The following is a 26,704-nucleotide window of genomic DNA, read 5'->3' as shown; positions in this document are numbered from 1 at the left end:
TTGCGAGATCTAGTCGAACTCTATTTTAAGGACAGGAGCATCGTCAACCATCATATATCCAGCTTCAATGACTTCCTGTCCACAATGGACAATCCTAACAGCAGGATGCAGAAGATCGTTGACAACCTTCGTGTGTCCGCTGAGGACCTTGACAGGGGCATCATAAGATTGGACAAGGACAAGACGGACGGAAGGATCGTCGAGATCCGCGTCGGTAGGAAGAGGGATGAGAAGACGGGAGCGATCGACCAGAGCGCCAAGCCTACGATCCATGTCAAGCTCCCTGAGACCCGGGAGGCCAATGGTTACGTCCATGAGCTGACCCCGATGGAGGCCAGGTTGAGGAACCTCAACTACCTGGCCCCGATCTTTCTCGAGTTCACGGTTATAGAGGATGGGATAGAGAAGGAGTCGGAGACGGTCCACATAGGCGACCTCCCGATCATGGTCAAGAGCAAAAAGTGCAACCTTTATAAAGAGAACCTTGAAGAGGAGCGGGAGCTGACAGAGGAGGAATATAACAGGACCCTTCAGAAAAAGGGCGAGGACCCGATGGACCCAGGCGGTTATTTCATCATCGGAGGTACGGAGCGTGTTCTTATCACCCTCGAGGACCTCGCGCCTAACCGTGTCATGGTGGAGTTCAACGAGCGCTATGGCACGAAGCTGGAAGTAGCTAAGGTGTTCTCGCAGAAGGAAGGGCACCGAGCCCTGACGCTTGTCGAGAAGAAGCGGGATGGGGTGCTTATGGTCACCGTCCCGGCGGCATCTGGCCAGATACCCCTCGTCGCACTGATGAAGGCTTTAGGCATGGAGAACGACCAGGAGATATTCGAGGCCATCGCGTCCGATCCGAGGATGAGCAACATCGTTTACGCTAACATCGAGGAGATCCATGATAAGAAGGTCTACCCCCCCAACGGTATTTTCACCACGAACGACGCCATCGCCTACCTGGAACGCAAGTTCGCTACCGGGCAGGCAAAGGAATACCGCGTCAAGAAGGTCGAGTCCATCATCGACCGCTCATTGCTCCCGCACCTTGGCGATACGCCCGATGACCGCATGAAGAAGGCGATATTCCTCGGCCGCATCGCAAGGTCCGTGCTTGAGCTTTCATTGAACATGAGGAACGAGGATGACAAGGACCATTATGCCAACAAGAGGCTGAAGCTGGCAGGCGACCTGATGGAGGACCTCTTCCGCGTCGCCTTCACAAACCTCATGAAAGACCTGAAGTACCAGCTGGAGAGGTCCTATGCAAGGAAGAAGGACCTTCGGATAGGGAGCGCAATCAGGCCAGACCTTTTGTCACACCGTCTCCTGCACGCCCTGGCGACCGGCAATTGGGTCGGTGGTCGTGCAGGTGTGAGCCAGCTGCTGGACAGGACCTCGAACATGTCCACGCTCTCCCACCTCAGGCGTATTACGTCTTCCTTGACCAGGAGCCAGCCACACTTCGAGGCGCGTGACCTACATCCCACCCAGTGGGGCCGTCTATGCCCCAACGAGACCCCCGAGGGGCAGAACTGCGGTCTGGTCAAGAATGCCGCGCTTATCATCGACGTCTCAGAAGGGTTCCGTGAGGAGGACGTCACATACCTGCTGAAGGACCTTGGGGTAAAAGAGGTGAGAGGCCAGCAGAAGGCGGGCACCCGGGTCTATGTAAATGGGGACCTGAAGGGGGTCCATGACCGGGCAAAGTACCTCATCAACGAGATGCGCCAGAGGCGCAGGTCAGGGCTCCTCTCACATGAGATAAACGTCCGTTATGATGAGGAGATGGACGAGGTCATAATCAACTGCGATGAGGGGCGTCTCCGGAGGAGCCTCATCGTTGTCAATGATGGGAAGATCGCCCTTACCAGGAGGCATATTGAGGAGATCCGCGAGGGCAAGCTCCGCTGGAACGACCTCGTCCGCGAGGGCGTCATAGAATGGATCGATGCGGAGGAGGAAGAGGACGCGTTCATCGCCGTATCTCCGTATGAGGTCCCTGAGAGATGTGACCATTGTGGGCGTGCATTATCACCTATGGACCTTGATTGGATGAACCCAGGCACGGCGGACAAGGATGCCCAGCTCAAATGCAGGCATTGCGGAGGGATGATCTCATCCAAGCTTTTGATCACCAAGGAGCACACCCACATGGAGGTAGATCCGATGTGCATACTCGGGGTCTGCTCCGGACTGGTGCCATACCCAGAGCATAACTCGTCACCGCGTGTCACCATGGGGGCAGGGATGGCGAAGCAATCGTTGGGCCTGGCCGCCTCCAACTACCGTATGAGGCCGGACACCCGTGGGCACATCATGCATTATCCGCAGAAGCCGTTGGTCCAGACGAAGACGATGGACTTCGTTGCGTTCAACAAGAGGCCCGCAGGGCAGAACTTTGTCGTGGCCGTCCTGTCCTATCATGGTTTCAACATGGAGGACGCATTGATCCTCAACAAGGCGAGCGTCGAGCGCGGCCTCGGCAGGTCCACATTCATGAGAACATACAGGGCCGAGGAACGCAGATACCCAGGGGGACAGGAGGACCATTTCGAGATCCCCCAGCCGGACGTCCGTGGCGCAAGGCAGGACCAGTCATATGTCAACCTTGACCCTGACGACGGTCTGATCTCACCTGAGATAGCGGTCAATGCCGGCGATGTGCTGATAGGGAAGACCTCGCCGCCGAGGTTCCTTGAGGAGGATGTCGGTGACTTCCTTTCCGTTCAGAAGCGCAGGGAGACATCGGTCACCTGCCGCGGCGGCGAGACCGGATGGGTCGACTCGGTCATGCTGACCGAGTCCGAGAACGGCTCCAGGCTCGTCAAGGTGAAGGTGAGGGACGAGCGCATTCCAGAGCTGGGCGACAAGTTCGCCTCAAGGCATGGGCAGAAAGGGGTCGTCGGTCTGATCCAACCTGCAGAGGACATGCCCTTTACAGCAGAAGGGCTCACTCCCGACCTGGTCGTCAACCCGCACGGTATACCGTCCCGTATGACCGTGGCGCACATACTTGAGATGATCGGTGGAAAGGTCGGCTGTGCGGAGGCGAGGACCATCGATGGCACCCCGTTCAGCGGAGAGAAGGAGGAGGCGATCAGGGAGTCCTTGGTCAGGGCCGGCTTCATGCACTCCGGAAGAGAGGTCATGTACGATGGCCAGACAGGAAGGAAGATAGAGGCCGACATATTCATGGGCGTGATCTATTACCAGAAGCTCCATCACATGGTCTCAGGGAAGATGCACGTCAGGTCCCGCGGGCCTGTGCAGATACTCACGAGGCAACCGACAGAAGGCCGCTCCAGACAGGGCGGTCTCAGGTTCGGTGAGATGGAGCGTGACTGCCTGATAGGCCATGGTGCCGCCATGGTCATAAAGGACCGGCTTCTCGACGAGTCCGATGGTACCTATCAATATGTATGCGGCAACCCCAACTGCGGCCATATAGCGATATTGGACCGAAGAGGGGCGCTCCGCTGCCCTGTATGCGGAAACAACACGAACGTGCACCTGGTGCAGACGTCCTATGCGTTCAAACTGCTCCTCGATGAGCTGCTATCGCTTGGGGTCGCCATGCGCCTTCAGCTGGAGGATTTGCGATGAAGAGAGGGGTTTCCAAGAGGATAGGGTCGATAAAGTTCGCCTGCCTGTCCCCTGATGAGATACGCAAGATGTCCGCTGCAAAGATAATAACGGCCGACACCTATGACGATGACGGTTTCCCGATAGAGATGGGCCTGATGGACCCTCACCTCGGGGTCATCGAACCGGGCCTCAGGTGCAAGACCTGCGGGCACAAGGTGGACGAATGCCCCGGCCACTTTGGCAGCATAGACCTTGCCATGCCCGTCATTCACGTGGGCTATGTCAAGGAGATTAAGAAGCTGTTGCAGGCCACCTGCAAGAGCTGCGGCCGCCTGATGCTCAACGAGGAGGAGGTCAAGGGCTTCAGGTCGAAGATGGAACAGTTCGAGGAGCTGGGCGGGGACACGACCGACATACGCGAGCTCTCCAAGGACACGGCCAAGGACGCACAGAAACAGATATGCCCTCATTGCGGAAAGGAACAGCTCAAGATAACATTGGACAAGCCGACCACCTTCCGAGAGGACGGTCATAAGCTGACCCCGAAGGAGGTCAGGGAGAGGTTGGAGAGGATACCAGCTGAGGACCTGGTGCCGCTAGGCATCGACCCCCAGTCCTGCCGTCCTGAGTGGATGGTGCTCACAGCGCTCCCAGTTCCCCCCGTGACCGTCCGACCATCGATCACACTGGAGTCGAGCGACAGGTCTGAGGATGACCTCACCCACAAGCTCGTCGATGTGCTGAGGATCAATCAGCGCCTTCGTGAGAACCGTGATGCTGGCGCCCCACAGCTGATAGTCGAGGACCTGTGGGAGCTGCTCCAGTACCACGTCACCACATATTTCGACAACCAGACATCTGGCATACCGCCTGCAAGGCACAGGTCCGGTCGGCCCTTGAAGACCCTGGTGCAGCGCCTTAAGGGAAAGGAGGGCCGTTTCCGTTCGAACCTGTCAGGTAAGCGCGTCAACTTCTCGGCGCGTACCGTCATCTCCCCGGACCCCGGGCTATCGATCAACGAGGTCGGCGTCCCAGAGGAGGCGGCAAGGGAGCTGACCGTCCCTGTCAATGTCACGAAGGCGAACATCGAGGTGCTCAAGGAGCTCGTGAAGCGTGGCCCAACACCATCTGGGGACCGTTATGTGCCGGGCGTAAACTACGTCATCAGGCCTGATGGCCGCAGGATAAGGGTCACGGACAAGAATGCCGAGACGGTCGCTGAGACCATCGAGCCCAACTTCGTCATCGAAAGACATCTCCAGGACGGTGACATAGTCCTCTTCAACAGGCAGCCCTCGCTGCACAGGATGTCCATGATGGCGCACACCGTGAGGGTCATGCCTGGAAAGACCTTCAGGTTGAACCTTTGTGTCTGCCCGCCTTACAACGCGGACTTTGACGGGGACGAGATGAACCTCCATGTGCTACAGAGCGAGGAGGCGCGGGCCGAGGCGATGATATTGATGAAGGTGCAGGAGCACATAATGTCGCCCAGGTTCGGGGGCCCGGTCATAGGCGCGATCCACGATCATATCACCGGATGCTTCATTCTGACCTACATGAACAGGAAGTTCGACAGGGCCCAGGCCCTTGCGATCCTCTCGAAGCTCGAGGGGGTCCAGCTCCCGGAGCCAGATTCATCGGACAAGAACGGACCGCTCTGGAGCGGGAAGAGATTGTTCTCCACGATATTGCCCAAGGATTTCCGAATCACCTTCAAGGCAAGCATATGTGAGAAGTGCTCGAGCTGCAAGAAGGACAAATGCGACAAGGACGCATACGTCCGCATCAGGAACGGACAGCTATTGTCCGGTACGATCGACGAGAAGGCCATCGGCTCGTTCAAAGGCCGCATACTTGACAAGATAGCAAGGGACTATGGCGCAGAGCAGGCCAGGATGTTCCTTGACAACGTCACCAGGATGGCCATCGGCGCGATAATGGTGTGCGGGTTCAGCACCGGCATCGACGATGAGGACATCCCAGAGGAGGCGAAGCGCCAGATAGAAGATATGCTCCAGGAGTCGATCGACGAGGTCAACAGGCTCGTCGAGGCATATAAGAACGGCGAGCTCGAACAGATGCCAGGACGCTCCATGAGAGAGACACTTGAGGTCGAGGTCATGCGCGTCCTGGGAAAAGCTCGTGACGAGGCCGGTAAGATAGCAGGCAAGCATCTGGGCATCGAGAACGCGGCGGTCGCGATGGCAAGGTCCGGTGCCCGCGGCTCTATGCTCAACCTATCTCAGATGGCAGGCTGCATCGGCCAACAGGCGGTCCGTGGTGAGCGTCTCAGCAGAGGGTATTGGAACCGCACGCTCCCGCACTTCAGGAAGGGGGACCTTGGGGCACAGGCGAAAGGATTCGTCACCAACTCCTATAAATCTGGTCTCACTCCGACCGAGTTCTTCTTCCACTCGATGGGAGGACGTGAAGGTCTGGTCGATACCGCCGTACGTACATCCAGGTCAGGATATATGCAGCGCAGGCTCATCAATGCGCTGGAGGACCTGAAGATGAAGCAGGACGGCACGGTCAGGAACACGGCGGACAGCATCATACAGTTCCAGTATGGCGAGGACGGTATCGATCCAACGAGGTCGGTCGCGGGCGAGGCGATAGACATCGACGACATCCTCACAGAGGTGCTGGGCGAAGAGGCCGAGCTGCTTGCGAAGATCGAGGAGAAGAAGGTCGGCGGCTACGCGACGGTCGAGAAGGACCTCATGGAGACAGGAGAGGAGGAGTTTGAGGAGGCGGGCGAGGAGCCCGAGTTCGAGGCCGGAGGTGAGGAGTGATGGCAAAGAAGGATTTCGAGAAGGCGCTGCAGCGCAAGGGCCTCGACAACGCCACCATAGTGAAGATATCAGCGAGGTTCAACAAGATCGATGAGGTCAAGTCCGCCAGCAAGGACCAGCTTTTCGAAGCGGGTCTGGATGAGGCAGAGGTCGAGAAGGTCCTCGGGGCCCTGGGCGTCAAGAAGACCAAGAAGGTCGCCGTTGGTAAGAAGTCCCTGAAGAAGGCCGAGCCGGTGGAGGAGGAAAAGGACGAGTTCAAGATGCCGCTCGACAAGATCAGGCCCCAGAGCGAGTATGAGAAGAAGCTGAGCAAGATCGCAGAGGAGCTCGGTCTTGAGCTACCTAGGAGAGTGATCAGCACCATCGCCGGGAGGATCGAGGGTATCGATGTCCCCGATGAGAAGGTCAAGGCGATCCTGAGGAAGGCGAACGAAAAGTACCTGGACCACAGGATGGACGCTAACGAGTCCGCAGGGATAGTAGCGGCACAATCAATAGGTGAGCCAGGGACCCAGATGACCATGCGTACCTTCCACTATGCCGGTGTCGCTGAGATCAACGTCACCTTAGGTCTGCCGAGATTGATAGAGATCGTAGATGCTAGAAGGGTCCCATCTACACCGATGATGAACATATACCTCACCGAGGAGTACAGGAACGACAGGGACAAGGTGAAGAGGATCGCCTCCCAGATCGAGACCACCACGGTCGGTGAGATAGCGGACATCGAGACCGACATGACGAACATGCGGATATTGGTCAAGATGGACGTGCACCGCCTGGAACAGCATGAGCTGACACCAAAGGACGTCTATGACCGCATCGGCAGGTTGCGTGGGCTGAAGACAGTGGTCGAGCTTGATGATGATGTGATCATCATAAACTCCGAGGAACCTTCCTTCAAGAGGCTTCAGAACATTGTCGACATGGTCAGGGATGCCAAGATAAAAGGGGTCGACCAGATCTCGAGGGCCATCATAAAGAAGACTGGTGACGAGTACGTCATATACACAGAGGGGTCGAACCTGAGGGACGTTCTCAGCGTGCCAGAGGTGGACAAGCGCCGTACGACGACGAACTCCATACAGGAGATCTATGACGTCCTCGGCGTAGAGGCGGCGAGGCAGTCGATCATAGATGAGGCCTATAAGACGTTGGACGAACAAGGTCTGACCGTCGACATAAGGCACATCATGCTGGTAGCTGACCTGATGACGGCCGACGGGGATGTGAAGGCGATAGGGAGGCATGGCATCTCGGGTCGCAAGTCGAGCGTCCTCGCGAGGGCGGCGTTCGAGATAACCGCCGCCCACCTCCTCCATGCCGCACTGACGGGAGAGGAGGACCACCTCGATGGCGTGGCAGAAAACATTATAGTAGGGCAGCCGGTTACGCTCGGTACCGGGGCTGTTAATCTAGTATATACTCCTGTACGCAGGGGGTCGAAGAATGATTGATCTGGGAAGAGAATTGAAATCCGCAGCATCCACCGGAAAGGTGGTGTTCGGTGTGCAGCAGGCGATAAAGGCGGTCAAGAGCGGAGATGCCAAGATGGTCATCATCTCGAGCAACTGCCCGAACGAATTCCTAAAGTCCAAGAGCCACAAGGTCCCTGTCCATGTCTTTGAAGGCAGCAATATGGAACTTGGTGCCCTGGCCGGGAAACCCCACTCGGTCTCCGCGCTGGCCGTTATCGACAAGGGCGCGTCCAACATCCTTTCGCTGTGATCGCCATGGTAGACATAACTTTCACTGAGGACACGTTGCGGTACATCCGCCTGTTCGAGGATATGACCAGGACGAGGGTGCGCGATTGTATGGAGACCGAGGACAAGCTCGTCTTCGTCGTCGACCCGGGCCAGGCCAACCGTGCCGTTGGCAAGGGAGGGGAGAACGTCATCAACCTGAAGAACAGGACGGGCAAGAACATCCAGGTCATCGAGTACTCGGACGATGCTGAGACCTTCATAAAGAACGTCTTTTACAACTATAATGTCCAGAGCGTCGTGCTCGAGAACCGGGGCAATATCGTACATGCGACCGTGACCGTCGACCCTAAGGTCAAGGGAAGGGCCATCGGGAAGAACGGTCGCAACCTGAAGATCGCCAGGGACATTGTCAACAGGCATCACAATGTCCAGAGCATCAACGTCGCCTGAAAACCTCTTCCCCTCACATATCATTTCTTAATTTTCCTTCTCATTTTGTTCAAGGGCTCTCTTTCCACCTCGAGACGGTCGGCCGTGGGATATTCTTCCACCTGGTACGCGTTCCAGGGCAGCTCCTCAGCAATCTCTGCTAGTATCCACGGGGCTATCTCCATGCGCCCTTTCTCCTTGTCGTACATGAACATGTCCGACGGCACATCCAATGTCTCCAGCATTCCCGTAACCGCCCGAACGTCATCCGATTCGATAACGCCCTTCACCAGCATGCCCTCGGAGGTCACCACGTCGAACGCCCTCGCAACGTTCCTCGCCCTCCTCAGGATCCTGTTCCTGAGCTGGACCCGGTCCTTGAAGCTCGATGAGCAGAAATGGACCGGCACCTTGAATGAACGGTCGAGGGCCAATGCCACCGCCATCTCCGCGCTCCCTTTGACGGCGGAGGAAAGCTCGTCCTTCACCTCGAACTCCCTCTCCCTCATCTTGGAAGCATTCGTCTCAGAGAACTCAAGCTCGTTCAGATTGACGAAATCGAGGACATTCTCGCTAGCATACTTGAGGAGCATCCTTGTCTCGCTCATCATACCAGGTATCGCAGGAACCTCGAACCCCACCGGTATATCGAGCTCTTGTAACGCCTCCGCGACCTTCAACCTCCCCAGGTCTTTCCATTCCTTGACCATCGGATGCAGCCTCAGCTCGTCCAGCCCTGCCCTCTCCAGCTCCTTGAATATCGACGGGTCCACCGTCGATGTGTAAAGGTGGACATGATGGCCACCTCCGAACCTCTCCTTAAGGAGCCTGATGAACCTGATGGTGCGGTCCGGTACCAGGAGAGGGTCCCCGCCGGTTATCCCAGTGCCCGTAGCCCTTATGAGCTCGGCCTCCCTCAGGACCTCTTTCTCGTCATCTGTCCTAAGCTCATTCGCGTAGATCACGTCCCTCCCCTTCTTCGCTGAGGACAAAGGGCAATAGAAACAACCCTTATCGCATCTCCCAGTGATGAAAAGGACCATCTTGGAGCCGCGACGGCAATGTCTGCAGCCCATGGGAAGCAGGCGGGTATATAGAGATCCGGCCCCAAATGGATGCACGTGCATGGACCAACCTAGCAACGAACGTCCTAATAATTCATGCGGTCCGAAAGGGATACTAACCCCTTAGGTCATGGCCCTTTGAGCGATATGAGGTGCAGCACGCGTTTGATCCTTGCATTGGACGAGACCGATGGGGAGAGGGCCATGGCCGTGGTTGAGCAGGTCACCGACCTCGTCGATGCGATCAAGATCAATTGGCCCCTCATCCTCTCAACTTCTCCCAGGACGATCACCGAGCTCTCCAGGCTCGCACCGGTCATATGTGACTTCAAGGTCGCGGACATCCCGAACACCAACAGGCTCATAGTCGAGCAGGCGGTCTCGCTCGGGGCGTCAGGCGTGATCGTCCATGGGTTCGCAGGCAGCGACAGCGTCAAAGCGGCGGTGGCCGCAGCAAAGCACGCGGACATATTCGTCGTCACGGAGATGAGCCACCCCGGCGGGACAGAGCTCACTGCACCGAACGCTGAAAGGTTGGCAAGGATAGCGGTCGAGAGCGGGGCAAGGGGGGTGATCGCCCCAGCGACAAGGCCGGACAGGATCAAGCATATACGCGATATCATCGGGGACCTCCTCATCCTGTCACCTGGCGTAGGGGCCCAGGGCGGAAACGCCTCGGACGCGTTGAGGAACGGCGCTGATTACATAATCGTTGGAAGGTCGATTTACGGCTCAAATGACCCAAGGAGGGCGGCCAAGGCGATCGTTGACGAGGCCAGGTACGCTTCCTTGCACAAGTAGGCAAAAATATCGACCATGAGGCCTGTCCAGACATTCAAAAAAAAGGTCATCGGGCAGATAATGTTAATATAGGCGGTGCATTATGTGAAGCAGATTTTCAACATCACACAAGGAGAATCTAGATGGCATCGAAAAAGGGAGGGATGGTTACCACGCCTGAGACCATAGGCGGGACGACCGCCAAGCCCATGATGGTCAGGATAAAGGATTCCTGGGTCATGAGGAATTGGCAGACGGCCTTGGTCCTGGTGATGGTGATCCTATTGGCTTTCTTCGTCAGGGCGTACTTCGCGTATCCCCTATCGGTCGACAATGGATTCCTCGTCTCAGGAGGTTCCGACTCGTATTATCATCAGAGGGTCATCGACCACGTAACCGGCACCGGCCAGCACCTTGTGTATGATTTTGAGCTGAACTATCCGTTCGGCATGAGGAACGCCAGACCTCCCTTATATGACTGGTCGGTCGCGGTGAGCGGATTGGCATTGAAAGCCCTGGGCATGTCCCTTGAGGACGGCGTGGGCTATTCCCTCGTGTTCTCGACCGCCGTCTGGGGCGCATTGACGGTGATACCGATCTTCATGATGACGAACACGCTGTTCGGCAGGAGAGCAGGCCTACTGTCCGCATTCCTCTTCGCGCTGATGCCTGGTCACATAGAGAGGAGCATCTTCTCAAACGCTGACCACGATGCGATGGTGCTGTTCTTCGTCGTCTTCGCGTTCTATTTCTTCATGAGGTCCCTCCAGACAATAGAAGGGACGAAATGGGTTGCCGATTGGAAGGACCGGAGGACGGTCCTGCCCGGGCTAAGGTCCTACATCAGGCAGAACCAGATATCGATGCTCTATGCGGCATTGGGCGGCGTCTGCGTTTCTGCAGTAGGCATGATCTGGACAGGCTATACGTACATATTGATCATCATCCTCGTCTACTACATCGCGCAGCTGTTCATCGACCGCTTCAAGAGCTCAGATTCGATGGGCGTCATGATCAGCGTCATGACGATGTGGTTGGTGGCCTTCGCCGTCATGGCGCCGCTCTATTACCAGATGGACTATTGGTATGTCTGGTTCGACATGCCCTTCATCCTGCTGATGATAGGTCTTGTCGTGGGAATTCTGTTCATAACCACCAGGGACTACCCGTGGGTCCTGATGGTCCCGGTCATACTTGGAATAGCGGCGGTATCGCTCGTTGTCATGTGGCTTCTCGCCCCAGAGATCTTCAACGCGGTGATATCTGGTCAGGGCTACCTCGTGAAGAGCAAGCTTTACTCCACGATCTCTGAGGCACAGGCCCCCTCGTTCTCCAACCTTGTCATGTCCTTCGGGGCATTGACCTTCTGGCTCGCGCTGTTCGGGGTGGGCTATGCGGCGGTCAAGATACCGAGGTCGTCAAGCCCGCACTTCGTCTTCATGGTCATCTATGGGGCCGTCTCGATATACATGGCCGCATCGGCCGGCAGGTTCCTCTTCAACGCGGCCCCGGCCTTCGCGTTGTTAGGTGGCTGGGCCCTGATGATGATAATCGATTGGGTCAAGTTCGATGAGTACTTCAGGTCCCTGTGGCCAGTATTAAGGAGCCCGAAGCTCCTCTTCAGGAAGATGCTCAAGGCCAGGGTGGTGGTCGTCACGGTCCTTCTCGCCCTGTTGCTCGTGGTCCCGAACGTATGGACGGCCATGGACGCATCGATACCTTCCGAGGAGAAGAAGAAGTATGACCTCCAGATCTACAATTTCATGCCAGATTTCCTGAGGCCGGATGGTTATGATGAAAAGAACGGATCCTCATGGTACCTCGGGGCCTTCAGTTACAGCATGCCGTTGCCGTCCACTTACTGGCCCGCGGCGTGGGATTGGTACGCTGGGCGTGATACGGGAAAGGAGATCGGCGACAGACCTGCCTTTGTGTCATGGTGGGACTATGGTTTCGAGGCTGTGCAGAAGGGGAAACACCCCACGGTGGCCGACAACTTCCAGAACGGTTATCCGTTCGCTGGGACGTTCATCCTGGCCCAGAACGAGACGCAGGCGGTCGCATTGATGTTGACCAGGATCGTCGAGAAGCTGGTATGGAAAGAGGTGACCGCTGGCACCGACCAGTCACACATTTATGAGGCCTTGGCATCCTACGGGATCGATGTCGATGCCTATCTGGACATTATAAGGAACCCATCGAACTATATCAAGGAGATACTCGATCATCCTGAGATATATGGCAACTTTGACACGGACCTGAGCGCGGCCAACGCGCTCTACGTCGCGGCGAGCCATGAGCTTTCCAAGTACGGTATGGAGACGGTCGTCAATGCATACCATGATGTAAGGGAGATCACGGACCTGGACATCGGCTATTTTGCGATAGATTCTCGTCTGTTCCCGTTCAATGCCTATACGCAGAACATATTCTATGCGCCTGCCAAGCTTTCGGACAGGGTCGTAGACCCGAAGACAGGGGACCCGGTGGACTACTACTCGATCAAGGCGGTGGACCTGTATGGTAATGAGTATGACCTTGATGATGTGCCCGAAGGAACGACCATTGTTGACTATAGGATACAGTACACCGAGCTATTCTACGACACCATGCTGTACCGTGCGTTCATGGGCTTCGGCCCTTCGGATGTCGGGCTGAAAGAGCAAGGGGTCCCAGGGATATCCGGTTCCTTGGCCAGCTACAACTCGATGCAGGCATGGAACATGTCCCACTTCAGGATGGTCTACAGGACCGCCTACTACAACCCATATCCAGAATGGGATGTCAGGAACCACAGTGATGCTTGGACCGCGATAAGCTATGATGAGGCACTAGTTAAGCAGAAGCTCATCGATGACGGCCTCCTGAATGCCACCGTGGACATGACCACCAGCGTCCTTGCCGGAGGGGTCGTCTTCATCCAGTATTACGACGGAGTGATCCTGGAGGGAAGGGTGGTCTCCGAGGCAGATGAGCCGATGTCAGGCATATGGGTGACCGCATCAGATGAATATGGCATCCCGCACAATCTGGTGAAGACCGACGAGAACGGATACTATAGCGTGATATTACCATTCGGTAACAACATCACCGTCACCTACTCGTATGGAAAGCTGAACCTGAGGTCCTTGACCGCGACGGTGATCAGGAGCGACACCTACAACATCACATATGAACAGGCGATGCGGAAAGAACCAGTCCCGGTCGGGCCATCTCAGTCGCCATCGGCGAACGCTGAGGAGGGCTGGGTCATAAATCAGACCACGGTCATCATGGGTGGGAAGCTCCAGGGGAAGGTCTTCATCGACCTCAACAACAATAAGATCTACGATCCCACGGATATCTTGCTCGAGAACGCCACAGTGACCATCAGGGACCCGGTCTCAGGATACACCAGGAGCACGGTCGCATATGGAGGGTCCTATTCGTTCTCCGCGCTACCTCCGATGAGCGGGACCCTCTGGGCGGAGTTCAATGGACATGTGGTGGGAAGGACCACCGCCCTTATCGAATCTGGTGGGAACAGGACCGTCCAGATCGCGCCCAGACCGGCCAAGGTATCCAACACTGTCATACTACCATGGGGCTCGGCCGCCCCCAACGTCTCGATCGACCTTGTCGACGAGACCAATGGTGATGTCATCACAAAGACGACCGATAGCAATGGTTACGTCCTGTTCGAGAACCTTTTGGAGGGCAACTACACCCTGAGGGCGAACGATTCCGCCTATACGTTGGGCGAGAAGCGATACCAGATATCTGCAGGTGAGACGGTGGTCGAGACGGTCACGCTCTACAATGCCATGGCCGTCAGCGGGCAGGTCACCTTTGCATCCCTGCCTGTGCCTTATGCCCGGGTCGCGTTCATGACAGAGCAGGTCTCGATATGGACCGTCGCAGATGCCAATGGGCATTACAGTGCAGTGGTCCCTAAGCTCGATTACACAGTGTATGCTCTGAGCGTGCAGGACGGCCAAGAGAACGTCGCCCTTAAGATGTTGGCGGCGACCGATGTGGCCAGTGTCAATCTGGCCTTGTCGAAGGCCGTCATAATGGAGGGCACGGTCAAAGATGGGAACAACTCCGTCCCATCGGCCTCGATCGCGCTGAGGGCCCCCGCTGGGGCGGTGATATATGGCCAGACGAACGCCGCAGGAAAATACCGCCTGGCGGTCCCGGCGGGCACCTATGTGGTCTATGCATATAAGAGCGACAAGGTCTTCTGGGGCGAAAAGGTCGCGGCGGCCAATGTCAACATATCCCTCACAAAAGGGGCAATCCTGACGGGCAAGGTCTGGTCGGACGTGAGCGGCGATGGACAGATACAGACCTCGGAGCTGAGGGGCAACATCACTTTGACCGTGACGAACAGCAATGGCTGGTACATAAGAACGGTCAGCGGCAAGACCGGTATTTACAGCGTGGCCGTCCCGAACGGCACCGACCTCGAGCTGAAGGTCTCATTGAAGTATTACGACGATGTGGTCATCCCGATGACGAATGTCAGCGGGACATTGTCCAACAACATCAACCTGGTCGGCTCGGTAAGGGACGTGTCTGGAAAGATCGACCTTGGCGGGAGCGGGCTTGGGGACATGACCTTCGAGTTCAAGAAGAACGGCGGGGCCGCCGTCAGCGTCAACGTGACGACGGACGCCGAAGGGCGCTACTCGGTCCAGCTCAGGCCGGGCAATTACAGGCTGGTACTCGCCCAGGACGTGACGGCTGGAGATGACGGGTCCCAGTACCAGTTCATCAGGAACTATCTGTTGAACATCACCGTCGGGCAGGACCCGGTCGTTATGGACCTGGAGGCGGTCGTGCGGTACAAGGTCACAGGGGTGATCACGCCTGGAAGCGGAAGCATGACCTTCATAGCCAATGAGGGCGACAGCGTGAGCCTCAACACAACTGGACAATACACCGTCTATCTCAGGCAGGGGAATTATAGCCTCTATGCGCTGATGGTGTCAAACACCACCCGCTACGTGGTGTTCCAAAAGGTCAATGTCAGCGCGCCTCTGGGCCTCGACCTCACCGCGGTCCTGGCCAAGCGCATAGATGCCACCGTGGAGCACAACAACGGTGCCTTGATGGCCAGGGTGAAAGTCGCTCTCAGGGACCCATCAACAGGAGCGGAGTACACGGCGTTCACGTCCTTGACAGGTACATTGACGCTCTACATGGCAGAGGGCATATACAACGTGACCGTGGACCACAGGATGCTGACCAGGCTGCCAGGCCAGACAGATTATAAGTACATGCGTTACACGGCCGATATCAACCTCGCCTTTGACATGGTCGCCAAATCGGTCGATATACCATTGACGAGGAGCTATGACAATTCGACCGTCAATGGTCTCCTGGCCGATGTCGAATACCGGTTCATCGCATTGTCCGGCACGGCCATCGATAAGATGTTCACCGCGAGCTCAGGCTCTATCGACCTGGCGCCTGGCAATTATAGCCTATACGCGAGATCGCCGATGAACGAGACATTCCTTGGTAAGATCGAGATCATGCCCTATGTTGACAATGAGCTTGGGGTCGCACTTGGCCCAGGGACCTCCCTGAGCGGGGTCGTGAGGCTTGACGGTGTGGCCGTTCCAGCAAAGGTCAAGGTATCATCAGGCGAGGCATACCACGAGTTCGAGTCCGAGGCGGATGGAAGCTATCAGGTATGGCTGCCTGCGGGCACCTATACGGTGACCGCGACGGCGAACAAGACGGACCAGGGCATATTGGTCAAGTACAAAGGGACGAAGGACGTCGACCTAAGCTCGGCATCGGTCGTCAACATAGACGTGACCAAGGTGGTCGAATACTCGGTCAGCCTATCATGGGACGGCATCAAGCAGACCGTCAGTGCGGGCGGGTCTGCGGCCTACAACGTGAGGGTCAGGAACACAGGCAATGCGATCGACTCATACGAGCTCAATGCGACAGCGAGCGGTTGGAACATCTCGATATCGCAGAGGGTCATCGAGAACGTCCCCTATGGGACCGACGGGTACGTCAACGTGACCGTCACTCTCACGCCTGGAAGCACCGTCTATGTCAAGCACGCAATGGTGGTCCTCAAGGCGAAGTCCATCACAGGGTCAGGTGCGAGCGCACAGCTCGGGCTCGACGTTAACATAGAGCCGAGGTATGATATCAACATAACATATGTGCAGGCCAACGCCCAGAACGCATCCAGCCATGTCTACAAGTACCTTGTGAAGAACACAGGCAATGCCGATGACAATTACCACGTCGAGGTCGCGAACGCCGCCGAGCTGTTGGCGAAGGGCTGGAACGCGACCATAAGGGTCGGGGAGACCGGAGGGTTCAGCAGATATGTGAACATGAGCCTTGACGCTGGAAGGTCAAGGAACGTCGAGGTATCGCTCACACGGGTAGGGGAGAGCCAAGACCCGAACGTCAACATAACGTTGATGGTCAAGTCCAGGGACGACTCAGCAAGGATGAAGGAACTTACCATGACAGCCGTATTCCCAGACCTCACGATACCTGAGGATGGAGGTCTGACGGTCGAAGGCGTCGGGGTGAAGGACAAGCTGCCCGAGATCCCGCTCGAGACGTATGTGGCGTTCACCGTGTTGGTGTTGTTGGCCGCGCTGGCTGTCTACTATAGCTACCAGAGGGGGGTGTTCGGACGAAGAAAGTGATAACGGCCATCCTGCTCCTTGCGTTCATAGGTCTGGCGCTCATGCCGCTCAGCGCGCAGGCCGAGGAGGAGGACAACAGCGTCAAGATCGAGCTCATCGGGCCGAGGACCCTCGGGGTGGGCGTCAAGCAACAATACAAGGTCGTCGTCAGCGGCGGACCTGGTAACACCACTGGGGGCAACTATACCTGGTCGGCAAAGCTGGGCGGCGATCTGGGGACCGAGGCGAGGTTGACACCATCGATGGGAGGACCGTCTAGAACAGGGGTGTTCTTCTTCAACCTCACCGCACCTAAGAGCGCCGGTAAGTTCAATGTAGAGATAACGGCGAAGTCGTTCAACGTCTCGACCAACGTCTCTAAGACATTGAAGGTCGACCTCAAGGCGGTCGACCCCATCGTCATCAAGGCCGTACTGAAGAATGCTGGGAATGTGACCATCAACAACGTGCCGGTCTTCTTCTATCTCAATGACGACAAGGACTCGCCTGAAGAGATATACAACACGACCGTCTCCGTCCCGGCCTTAGGCCAACGGACCGTCTGGTACAATTGGACCTCGTATGACCTGTCCAGAGGGAAGCATGAGATAAAGGTGGTCATAGACCCCGATTCAGAGCTCATCACGGTCAATGATGAAGGGAAGGAATCCACGACGACCATCTATTACAATGTCAGCGGGTTTGGTCCGATAAATGCGTGGCTATGGGCATTCGTCGTACTGCTGGCAATATTGGTCTACGTCATCTACAGGAGACCGCCGAAGAGAAAGAAGAGAAAGAAGAAGTGAAGGACCGCGCCCTCTTCGGTCTAATTATTCATATCGGTCAGGCCCCTCCCTGTCTGTCAAGGACATCCTTCAGCTGGGATATCTTCTCTTCCAACCTCATGGAGCTCACGGCCACGGCCACCTCGCCCCTCGTCTTCTCCAATATCGAGCGGGCGATGTCCTGTTTCCGCCTGATCGAAACGATCGCATCTGGATAATCGAACCTCATCAGCACTAGGAACATCTCTTCCATGGTGTCGAGGTAGCGCTCGGCCTCCTCGACCTTCCCCTGCCTCAGGGACTCCAAGGCGAACCTTCTTAGTTCCCCGATGGCGTCAGCGAATCCCAGAAGATAGGTCGTAGGTGGCACCTTCAGATCCTCTGGCTCAGGCAGGTCATGGCCTCCGAGAAGCGCTAATACGATCGCGGCCTCAACCATCTCCTGGAGGGCGTCCTGCACTATCCCTGAGCTCCATATCTCCTGGTGGTCCTCCAACAGGCTCTGCAACCTCTCTGCCTCGTCCAGGGCCTCATGCATCTCCTTCTCCATGTTCTCGTGCTTGTGAACACCATGGTTCACGCTGCCTGCGATCCTTATGATCGCCCTCGACGACTTGATCGCGATCTCTCTGACGGTGTCCTTGTCGTCAAGCTTTGCCTGGATATTATTGGCGATCTGCTCGATGTTCCTCATCTCGCACCACCTCTGATGAGGTTCATGTGAGAGACCCTTTTCTCAACAAGCTCCTTGGTACCGATGTCATGTCTCACATAAAGGGCTTCGCCCTCGACATATCTCAAGGCCGATTCACAGATCCTTTCAGCCCCGTCTATGGTGTCGGCAACGCCAACGACCCCCACTGACCTGGACGTGCCGGTCAATATCTTTCCGTCGATCTCGTCTACCGCGGCGAAGTACGCTTCTGCCCCCAGTTCATGGATCGCGCTCTCATTGACCTTGATGGGCAGACCCGACCTTGGCGTCGTGCCATATCCCTGAGGCACGACATACTTGCAAACCGTGGCCTTGTTCAAAAAGCTCACTTTGTTGGCATTGAGATAACCATCGGCGATGCTCCAGGCCACATCTGTGAAATTGGAGCTCAATATGGTAAGTACGTTCATCGCCTCCGGGTCCCCGAACCTTGCGTTAAACTCGATGACCTTAGGTCCATCCTTTGTCAGCATGAACTGACCGTAGATGATACCCTGATATGGTGACCCTTCCTTGGACATCGCAGAGACGACCTTTTGCAATATGCTCTCCGCCTCATCCCTTTCATACCTCTTCACGAATGGCAGCAGATGGTCCGCATCCGTATATGACCCCATGCCTCCCGTGTTCGGTCCTACATCCCCCTCATAAGCACGTTTATGGTCCTGGACCAACGGCATTGGGACCAATGTTTTTCCATCACAGAAGGCCTGCATTGTGAACTCCTCGCCTATGGCCTTCTCTTCTAATACCACCCCGGCCCCTCCGATCCTCTTCTCGAAGACCTCGTCGATGTAAGCCTTCACATCTGATTTCGTAAGGAGATGCTCCCCTTGGACCTTTACACCTTTACCTCCGGTCAGGCCGACCGGTTTGACCGCCACCTCGTGGTCGATCTCATCGATATATTTCTTCGCAGGAGCGGCCTCCACGAATGTTCTGAACCTGAGATTTCCAGGTATATTGTTCCTTTCCATCAGCTCCCTGGCATAACTTTTAGAGGTCTCAAGGCGGGCGGCTGACCTCGACGGTCCCACGCAGCCCACCCCATCCTTCCTGAGGGCATCGGTCAATCCCGCTTCTAAAGGCGCCTCTGGACCGATGATCGCAAGCTCTATGCCCTTCGACCTCGCGTACGATACGACCTTCTCGACATCGGTCTCCTTGATCAGAGCATGGTCCTTTGCGGCCCGGACGATCCCCGGGTTCTTATTCTTCATGACCGCATAGACCTCGGCGTCCGAACGGACCAATGCGGTCACGATGGCGTGCTCACGCCCACCGCCACCGACCACCAAGACCTTTTCTTTCATTGAAAGGTCAACCGCTTATTCCATATTAAAATTGACACATGTTGGTCTGGTCCAATCCCGCCTGGTCCTCACTTATCGAAACCTAATGCCTTCAGGAGGCGGTCCAGTCCCGCTCCTGTCCTCACGCTTGTCAGATACAGTTCCTTACCTGGTCGGAGGGAGCGATAATCTCTTTTGATCCTCTCGACATCGACCTGCATATACTCGGCGAGGTCGATCTTGTTCAGAACCGCGATATCAGAGTCGTTGAAGATCATCGGATGTTTCCTCACCATGTCATCGCCCTCGGTCACCGATATGACCACCATCCGATGGTCGGTACCCAACGGAAAATCCGCTGGACAGACAAGGTTCCCAACGTTCTCTATGAAAAGGAATTTGACACCCTCAAGGTCCATGTGGTCCAGGGCATGGTCGATCATGCGGGAGTCAAGATGACACTCTTTGCCGGTGTTGATATTATATGCTCTAATCCCGGCATCTTGAAAACGATCGAAATCATCTTGGCCGGTCACATCCCCAGCTATGACCGCAACATCAACACCTCTTTTCCTAAGCTCTTTGGCCAAGGCGATTATCATTGCGGTCTTACCTGAGCCGATGGAACCCATTACGTCCACTGACCTAATGCCCCTCGCCCTCAAGTTCTCATGATTATGTTCGGCCAGGTGCTTGTTCTCTTCTAAAACGTCCATTTCCATCGAGATATCGGTGACCTTGTGCACGATCAGGAAACCCGACCGCCTTACTTTAACCCTTCGAAAATATCTTTGCTGAGCATCCTCGACCGATGTACAGATCAGAAACGGTCGTTTGTGAATTATGAATTAATTTGTTCATTACACGCCATTTATGATTAGAGCATCTATCGAACAGTCAATTATCAAAATTACAGTTCATACAATGGCACGATTAATTATAAGTAATGAAGAGGATGATTCATTTGCACTACCTGAAGGTCCATTTAGGAGGAAAAGACCTTCATAAGGGGGATTAAAAAATGGAACAAGCAATTGATCAGGCCTATCCATTGATGGGAAGGGCTATTATGAAACGTACCATTCTCCTCCTGGGCATATTGGCGGTCGTGTTCGCCATGCTGTTCGCGTTCAACTCCAATGCGGCGGCAGCGGACTCCCCGACACCTGTCTATGTGCAACCAGGTCAGGTCAGTGGTACTTGGACAAATGATAATGTGTATTATGTGACAGGAGACATCCAGGTCGCGGAGGGTGAGACCCTTACGATCGAGGAGGGCACCACGATACTATTCGACAACGGTGCCATCCTTGCAGTCGATGGGACGCTCGTCGCTGACGGGGCAGGCAATGGCACGATAATATTCGGTGCTAACAGCTCAACCCCCTGGGTCGGTTATTGGGATGGCATCGTTGTCAACTCGACCGGTGTAGCGACGCTGAAGAACGTCAACATCACCTATGCGTACATCTCTCTGTTTGTCAAAGATGGGACCATCGCGGTGCAGGATGTCTACATTGCCGATACCTACATTGGTGTCCGTATAATCGAGTCCGAGGCTGAGACCAATCTGACCCTTTCTGACATTACCATAGATAACTATTGGACCTATGGTATCCATGTAAGGAACCTGGACCAGGCGATCAGATTCAGTCTTTCCGACAGCGAGATGGAGAATGGGAATAGTGCGGACGGTGTAATGATAGAGGCGGGCGACGACCTGAATGGTACCGTCTATGCAGCGATCAGCAACGTCAAGATCGACGGCGGCCTCTCTGCCGTGAACGTGCTTGCCACCCTTGACATCCAGTTGTTGGTTGTTGATTGCACATTCACCGCTCAAGAGGACGTATCGGTAGCGGCCGACTCATTGTTCGGGTCGGTGGAGCTGGTCATTGATGGGAGCATCATCGACGGCTCGAACTCAAATGATGATTCCTGGATCTACACAATGACCGAGATAGAGTATGAGTTCGAGGTCATTCCATACGATTCTGAGGATGAGAACCAGACAACATCCAATGAGATGCTGGTGGCCGAACTGCCATTTGACTTCGTGTTCTCCGGCGTATCTATAGACCAGGTCTTCATGACAAACGATTATCTCTATCTCCAAGGAGGGTATGTATATCCAGCCTATAACTCGAATGTGGAGGTCAATGGGGGCTCTACCTTCTATGGGTTCAAGGTCTATGATGACAGGGCCGTCTTCCAATGGTCTCAGAGTCTGATGTATGAGAACAGCAGATTGAACCTGTACGAGGTCATCCTGTGGGCGAACGGCGATATACAATTGAACTACAATGTCATGGAATCGACATCATGGTCGGCCATTAATTTGGTGACAGGATACTATAACTATGTGATCAGTGACCTGATCGGTTCCGCCTCAGACCAAGACTATAGGAGCTATCTGCTCTCTGGTCAGAGCCTATCGCCAGGCACCGGTGTGACCGCTGTGACCTTGCTCGGTGAGGTTACAATCACCATGACAGACAGCACAATAAGCAGCTTCGACCAGGGCGCCATATATGCCCTCTCAGAGGAAGGCTATGTGATGTTCGAGATGTCCGACAGCGAGATCTCCTGGATCAACAACTATGATTATGAGGGCGCGGTCAATCTGCTGGCGTACTACGGGGCCGTCGATGTCCTGGTACAGAACAACTATTTCTATCAGGTCTACGACATGGTGTTCTACATCGAGTCCTACATGGAGGAGCCCGATGATGTGTTCGTCGACATTCTCGACAACGAGTTCGTAAAATGTTTCATGGTCGCCTACGTAGGGACATGGGTGAACATAGCCGACTCCATGGAGAACACCTCGGAGATGCTGATAAGAACCTCGTTCAATGACAACATGCTCCTGGACTCTGGTGCTGTATACTTCTATACTAGCATCAATCTGTTCGATGAGGGCGGTTCCGATGTGACGATCGAAGAAGAATACATGAACAACACCTTCGAGACCGTTCTGTTCATCGGGGACCTCCCGTTGTTGGATTGGTCATATTGGGACGCATCCATGTTCAAGTCTGAAACGAACTATTATAGTTACGATAGCGTGTTCGAGGACTCCCTGACAAAACAAGTCACGGTGACCGGGAACGAGTTCTCTGAGCTGCCTGGATTGCCGTTCTGGGATGACGGTGGGATTTTGTTCCACTATCCGAACGCGTTCGATGTGTCCACCTCATTATGGTTCAGCGGGGAGCAGTTGACAGCGGACATATCGACCACCATCATGGACAACATTGTGGCGATCGAGGAATCCAGTTCGAGCGGTCCGCTGGTCAATGTTGCGTCCTACCTGAACACCTATGAGGGGGACGTCGGGATAAGCGAATCAGTCATCGTATCCGATAACACGCTCGTGGATGAAACGATAGAGTCGTTCGGGGTGCTGATCGATTCCGAGGCATACTTTGGATTGAACAACGTGGCAACCAAGGAGTCCAGCATCGAAGGCGTTTATGTGGTGGAGGACAACTATCTCGAAGGCATGATCTTCGGTGCGAGGATCGCACTGGGGAGGGAGGTAGAGAACGTTGCCGGAGACATCACCATAAGTGACGCCGTAAGGTTGAACAGGAACACCGTCGTCAACTCTGGCCCGGCGCTGTATATTGAGATGGACAATGACTTTGGGTTCTATGACTACTTCCCGTATGCATCCCTATATGAGGGCGGAGAAATAGTCCAGAACGTGGAGTATAATGTCGACGTAGAGGTGATGGACAACAGCATCGAATGCGTCTACAGCTACGATTGGTACGGCGCGATCTATATCGACCTCTATACTGACATCTGGAACCCAGGAAACACGCTGTTGACCGATCCATCCGTCATTGGGACAACCTCGATCGCGGTCTCTGGTAACCAAGTCCAGATGAGCAATGTCGACATTGACGCCATCGAGATATACCAGAGTGCCTACGCGGGTGGAAGAGATTCGGTCTCCAACATCACGAGCGACATTGTGGTAGTTGAGAACGTCATAGCGGGAAATTACTTCGATCATGGGATATATGTTGAGGTTGGGAATGATGCTTATACTGAATATGAAAGGAACAACCTCTTAGACTCGCCCGTATCTATTCTCTATGCTACAGTGGAGATATCGGACAACATGGTCGACTGTGCCCAGTATGGTATAGAGATGTACCTGTGGACCGAAGCGTATCTCGGCGCCGCAATGGAGTACACGACGTTTAATGGAATGATCGTGAACAACATGGTCTATAACTCCACCTACGCTGGCATCGCGGCATATGTTGACGTATACATGATCAACTACTATGAATGCATGAGCCAGACGAACGACACAGTATCCATCACAGTGGCCCAGAACACGGTCGACAACGAACTGGATGAAACATATGGTATCTATGTCGAGACGTATTATTATTGGTGGTACTACTATGACCAATATGCCGCAATGACGGGGACGATGTCATTTGTCATCGAGGACAACGACGTGTCAAACGCCTATTGCGGTATTTACGTCGATGTCTACGACGAGTCACTCCTGACCACTGAGGTATATGTGCTGGACAACACGATCTGGTCCGTATACTACTATGGCATCGAGGCCTATGCCGACCACCTGACGATCACAGGCAACATCGTCAATGAGGGCTGGAACTACGGCATCTATGTCGGGTACTCATCAGGTGTCATCTCCGATAATCAGGTCTCCTGGTTTGACGATTGTGGCATCTATGTCTATGACGGTTGGGACATGGTCATATCGGACAACTCGGTCACGTACTGTGGGCTGGACGATGAGTACGGTGTGCTGCTCGAGTACATATACAACGTGACCTTCTCGAACAATGTGATAACAAACAACCAGTGGGGTCTGTATGTATACAATGCGGAGGCGTCCGCGATCATCAGTAACGTGATCGAGAAGAACACCTACGGTGGTGCCTACTTCTATGAGATCTTCGAGACCGTGATCGAGAGCAACTCCTTCAGCGAGAACGGCGGAGACGGTGCCGTGTTCTACTACGGTTACGACTTCGTCATAGGGAACAACACCTTCGAGAAGAACCTTGGCTTCGGTCTGTACATGGACATCGGTTCGGGCCGTGGGTACCTGTACAACAACGAATTCTCGTACAATGGAGAATATGGACTGTACGCATACTCATATGGTGGCATTTGGCTAGGCGCGTCGTCAGGCGAAATTGACCACTCCGACGAGTGGCACGGTTTGATCTGGATAGTCGACGAGCAGGCCATTGTCCTGATGAACAGCGTGGAGTTCTATGGTGAGCTGAAGGTTTTGGAAGGCGGCCACCTCAAGGTCGAGAGCGCTGAGGCCTTCTGCTTCGGAGAATCCTCCGTCGATGGAACACCATCGCTGATCGTTGAGGGCACCATGGACATACTGAACACCTACATGTATGCCTATGAGGAGGTCTTTGAGTTCGAGATCTACGGCACGGTCAGCGCCGAGCTCTCGGTCTTCGAGGCCATGAAGCAGGTGTACATCGCCGAGGGATCGACGGCAGTGTTCCGCAAATGCGAGTTCAAAGGAGCTTGGCTCGAGACGATCTTCATAGACAACGCCTCTCCAATGTTCTCGATGTGCACGATGGTCGGCGCCTCCGACAGGGCAGTTGTGTGGATCCAGGGTCCGAACGCTAACCCGACGATAACAGGCGGTATAATCCTGGGAGGGATGCAAGGCATCTATGCCAAGGACGCTAGCATCGGCAACGTCTACGACACCATCTTCGCGATGAACTACATGGCGGGCATCTACGGAGAGGGCGTCACCGGCAAGATACACGACAACGTGTTCATGCTGAACGGAGTGGCCATCATGCTCAAGGACAGCGACGTCTCGATAGAGGACAATGAGATAGGCTGGACCATGTATATGGACGCCCTAGCGAAGTATGCACCTGTATTGGAGCTGGTCGGCCATCACTTCTTCGAGATGTTGCCTTATCTTGAGGACCTGTTGCCGTTTATCTTGAGCAGCCCTCCGATGGACGACCCGATGGTGGACCTCATTGGCACGCTCATGCAGGTAGGTGTCTACGCTGAGGACAGCGATATTGAGATGAGCGGCAACACCTACGGCATGTTGTACCAGTGTGTATACCTGAACGGCGGCACCTTGAGCTTCTCCGACAAGATCGAGATGAGAATGCTGGAGGTTCCATACTTCATCGGGCTCAACACCAGCAGCATGCAGATAATGGTGCAGAACGTCAACGGCCTCTATGCTGTGAACGCAGATGTGGTCGTGGACGGAGCAACGATCTCGGTTGTTGACGACGCCATCGTCCTGGAGAACTGCGACGCCAAGGTGTTGAACTCGACGTTGGATGCTGGTGACTTTGACATATACGCCATGGCAGGCTCTGAGGTTGAAGTGAGGAGCACGGTCATGGAGAAGGTCAAGTCCGAGGACAGCAACACCATCACGGTCTGGTACTTCCTTGAGGTGACGGCCGTCGATGATGAGGGAGCACCTGTCGAGGGAAGGACCGTCAAGGTCTACAACGCGGCCGGTGATCTGATCGCCGAGGGCAAGACGGATGCGAACGGCAAGTTCACCACCGAGGTAGTGGCCTATAAGGTCACCGACGCAGGAAAGAGCGCTGCCGAGACATACAAGGTCAAGGTAGACTTCAAGAACGGTGAGGTCAGCACCACTGCCGCCGTGACTGAGCCAGTGACAATGGTGGAGGTGGCAGCCGAGAAGGACAACACCGCCATGTATGTCGGTCTCGCAGTCGTTGCGGTTGCGGTCCTGCTGATCGCGGTCGCGCTGCTGATGCGTGCCAGGAAGAAGTAAACCTATTCCCTTATTCCCCCTTATCCTGAGGGCCGTCGCCCTCGGGATGGTTTTTCATTTTTCAATGAAAGGGCAGA

General features: G+C 55.1%; 13 protein-coding genes. 9 read left to right on the top strand and 4 right to left on the bottom strand.

Going from position 1 to position 26,704, the window contains the following annotated elements:
* The 5 genes from HPY73_04715 to HPY73_04695 are packed head-to-tail and all read left to right on the top strand — an operon-like array spanning window position 1 to window position 8,539.
* Window positions 1-3,600: a DNA-directed RNA polymerase subunit B gene (locus tag HPY73_04715; protein ID QLH74812.1), complete on the top strand. Its 3,600-nt coding sequence runs from the start codon at window positions 1-3 to the stop codon at window positions 3,598-3,600.
* Entirely contained in the window at window positions 3,597-6,380 is a 2,784-nt protein-coding gene (locus tag HPY73_04710; protein ID QLH74811.1) for a DNA-directed RNA polymerase subunit A', read from the top strand. Before HPY73_04715 ends, HPY73_04710 begins: the two co-directional genes overlap by 4 nt.
* Window positions 6,380-7,837 (top strand): DNA-directed RNA polymerase subunit A'', encoded by a 1,458-nt coding sequence (gene rpoA2 / locus HPY73_04705; GenBank protein ID QLH74810.1) that lies wholly within the window; start codon window positions 6,380-6,382, stop codon window positions 7,835-7,837. Before HPY73_04710 ends, rpoA2 begins: the two co-directional genes overlap by 1 nt.
* The gene (locus tag HPY73_04700) at window positions 7,830-8,108 is read left to right on the top strand and encodes a 50S ribosomal protein L30e (GenBank protein ID QLH74809.1); all 279 of its coding nucleotides are present in this window, start codon (window positions 7,830-7,832) and stop codon (window positions 8,106-8,108) included. Before rpoA2 ends, HPY73_04700 begins: the two co-directional genes overlap by 8 nt.
* Before the next feature lie 5 nt (window positions 8,109-8,113).
* Window positions 8,114-8,539: a NusA-like transcription termination signal-binding factor gene (locus HPY73_04695; GenBank protein ID QLH74808.1), complete on the top strand. Its 426-nt coding sequence runs from the start codon at window positions 8,114-8,116 to the stop codon at window positions 8,537-8,539.
* Between the two features lie 20 nt (window positions 8,540-8,559).
* Here the strand turns inward: HPY73_04695 and HPY73_04690 are convergent, their stop codons facing one another.
* Window positions 8,560-9,645: a radical SAM protein gene (locus HPY73_04690; protein ID QLH74807.1), complete on the bottom strand. Its 1,086-nt coding sequence runs from the start codon at window positions 9,643-9,645 to the stop codon at window positions 8,560-8,562.
* 84 nt (window positions 9,646-9,729) lie between these two features.
* On the opposite strand from HPY73_04690, the gene pyrF reads away from it, so the two are divergent.
* The 3 genes from pyrF (at window position 9,730) to HPY73_04675 (ending at window position 17,821) form a co-directional block, all read left to right on the top strand.
* Complete coding sequence (pyrF, locus tag HPY73_04685) at window positions 9,730-10,383, top strand: orotidine-5'-phosphate decarboxylase (GenBank protein QLH75670.1); 654 nt, start codon at window positions 9,730-9,732, stop codon at window positions 10,381-10,383.
* Window positions 10,384-10,505: 122 nt separating this feature from the next.
* The gene (locus tag HPY73_04680; protein ID QLH74806.1) at window positions 10,506-17,033 is read left to right on the top strand and encodes a glycosyltransferase family 39 protein; all 6,528 of its coding nucleotides are present in this window, start codon (window positions 10,506-10,508) and stop codon (window positions 17,031-17,033) included.
* On the top strand, window positions 17,030-17,821 hold the full coding sequence (locus tag HPY73_04675; GenBank protein ID QLH74805.1) for a hypothetical protein: 792 nt from the start codon (window positions 17,030-17,032) through the stop codon (window positions 17,819-17,821). Before HPY73_04680 ends, HPY73_04675 begins: the two co-directional genes overlap by 4 nt.
* A 37-nt stretch (window positions 17,822-17,858) precedes the next feature.
* Here the strand turns inward: HPY73_04675 and HPY73_04670 are convergent, their stop codons facing one another.
* The 3 genes from HPY73_04670 to hypB all read right to left on the bottom strand — a co-directional run bounded on the left by HPY73_04670 (window position 17,859) and on the right by hypB (window position 20,553).
* Window positions 17,859-18,494 carry a translin family protein gene (locus HPY73_04670; GenBank protein QLH74804.1) on the bottom strand — a complete coding sequence of 212 codons (636 nt, stop codon included), beginning with the start codon at window positions 18,492-18,494 and terminating at the stop codon, window positions 17,859-17,861.
* Window positions 18,491-19,828, bottom strand: a complete 1,338-nt coding sequence (gene purD / locus HPY73_04665) for a phosphoribosylamine--glycine ligase (GenBank protein ID QLH74803.1) — start codon at window positions 19,826-19,828, stop codon at window positions 18,491-18,493. Before purD ends, HPY73_04670 begins: the two co-directional genes overlap by 4 nt.
* 68 nt (window positions 19,829-19,896) lie before the next feature.
* A complete protein-coding gene (gene hypB / locus HPY73_04660; protein QLH74802.1) occupies window positions 19,897-20,553 on the bottom strand; it encodes a hydrogenase nickel incorporation protein HypB in 657 nt (218 codons plus the stop codon).
* A 323-nt stretch (window positions 20,554-20,876) separates the two neighbouring features.
* Between hypB and HPY73_04655 the strand changes: the two genes are divergently transcribed.
* The gene (locus HPY73_04655) at window positions 20,877-26,627 is read left to right on the top strand and encodes a right-handed parallel beta-helix repeat-containing protein (protein ID QLH74801.1); all 5,751 of its coding nucleotides are present in this window, start codon (window positions 20,877-20,879) and stop codon (window positions 26,625-26,627) included.
* Window positions 26,628-26,704: the final 77 nt, after the last annotated feature.

This window comes from Methanomassiliicoccales archaeon, from assembly GCA_013415865.1.
Classification (GTDB): domain Archaea; phylum Thermoplasmatota; class Thermoplasmata; order Methanomassiliicoccales; family UBA472; genus MVRC01.
Note: the sequence above shows the minus strand (reverse complement) of the source record. Positions and strands in the feature narration are given on the sequence as shown.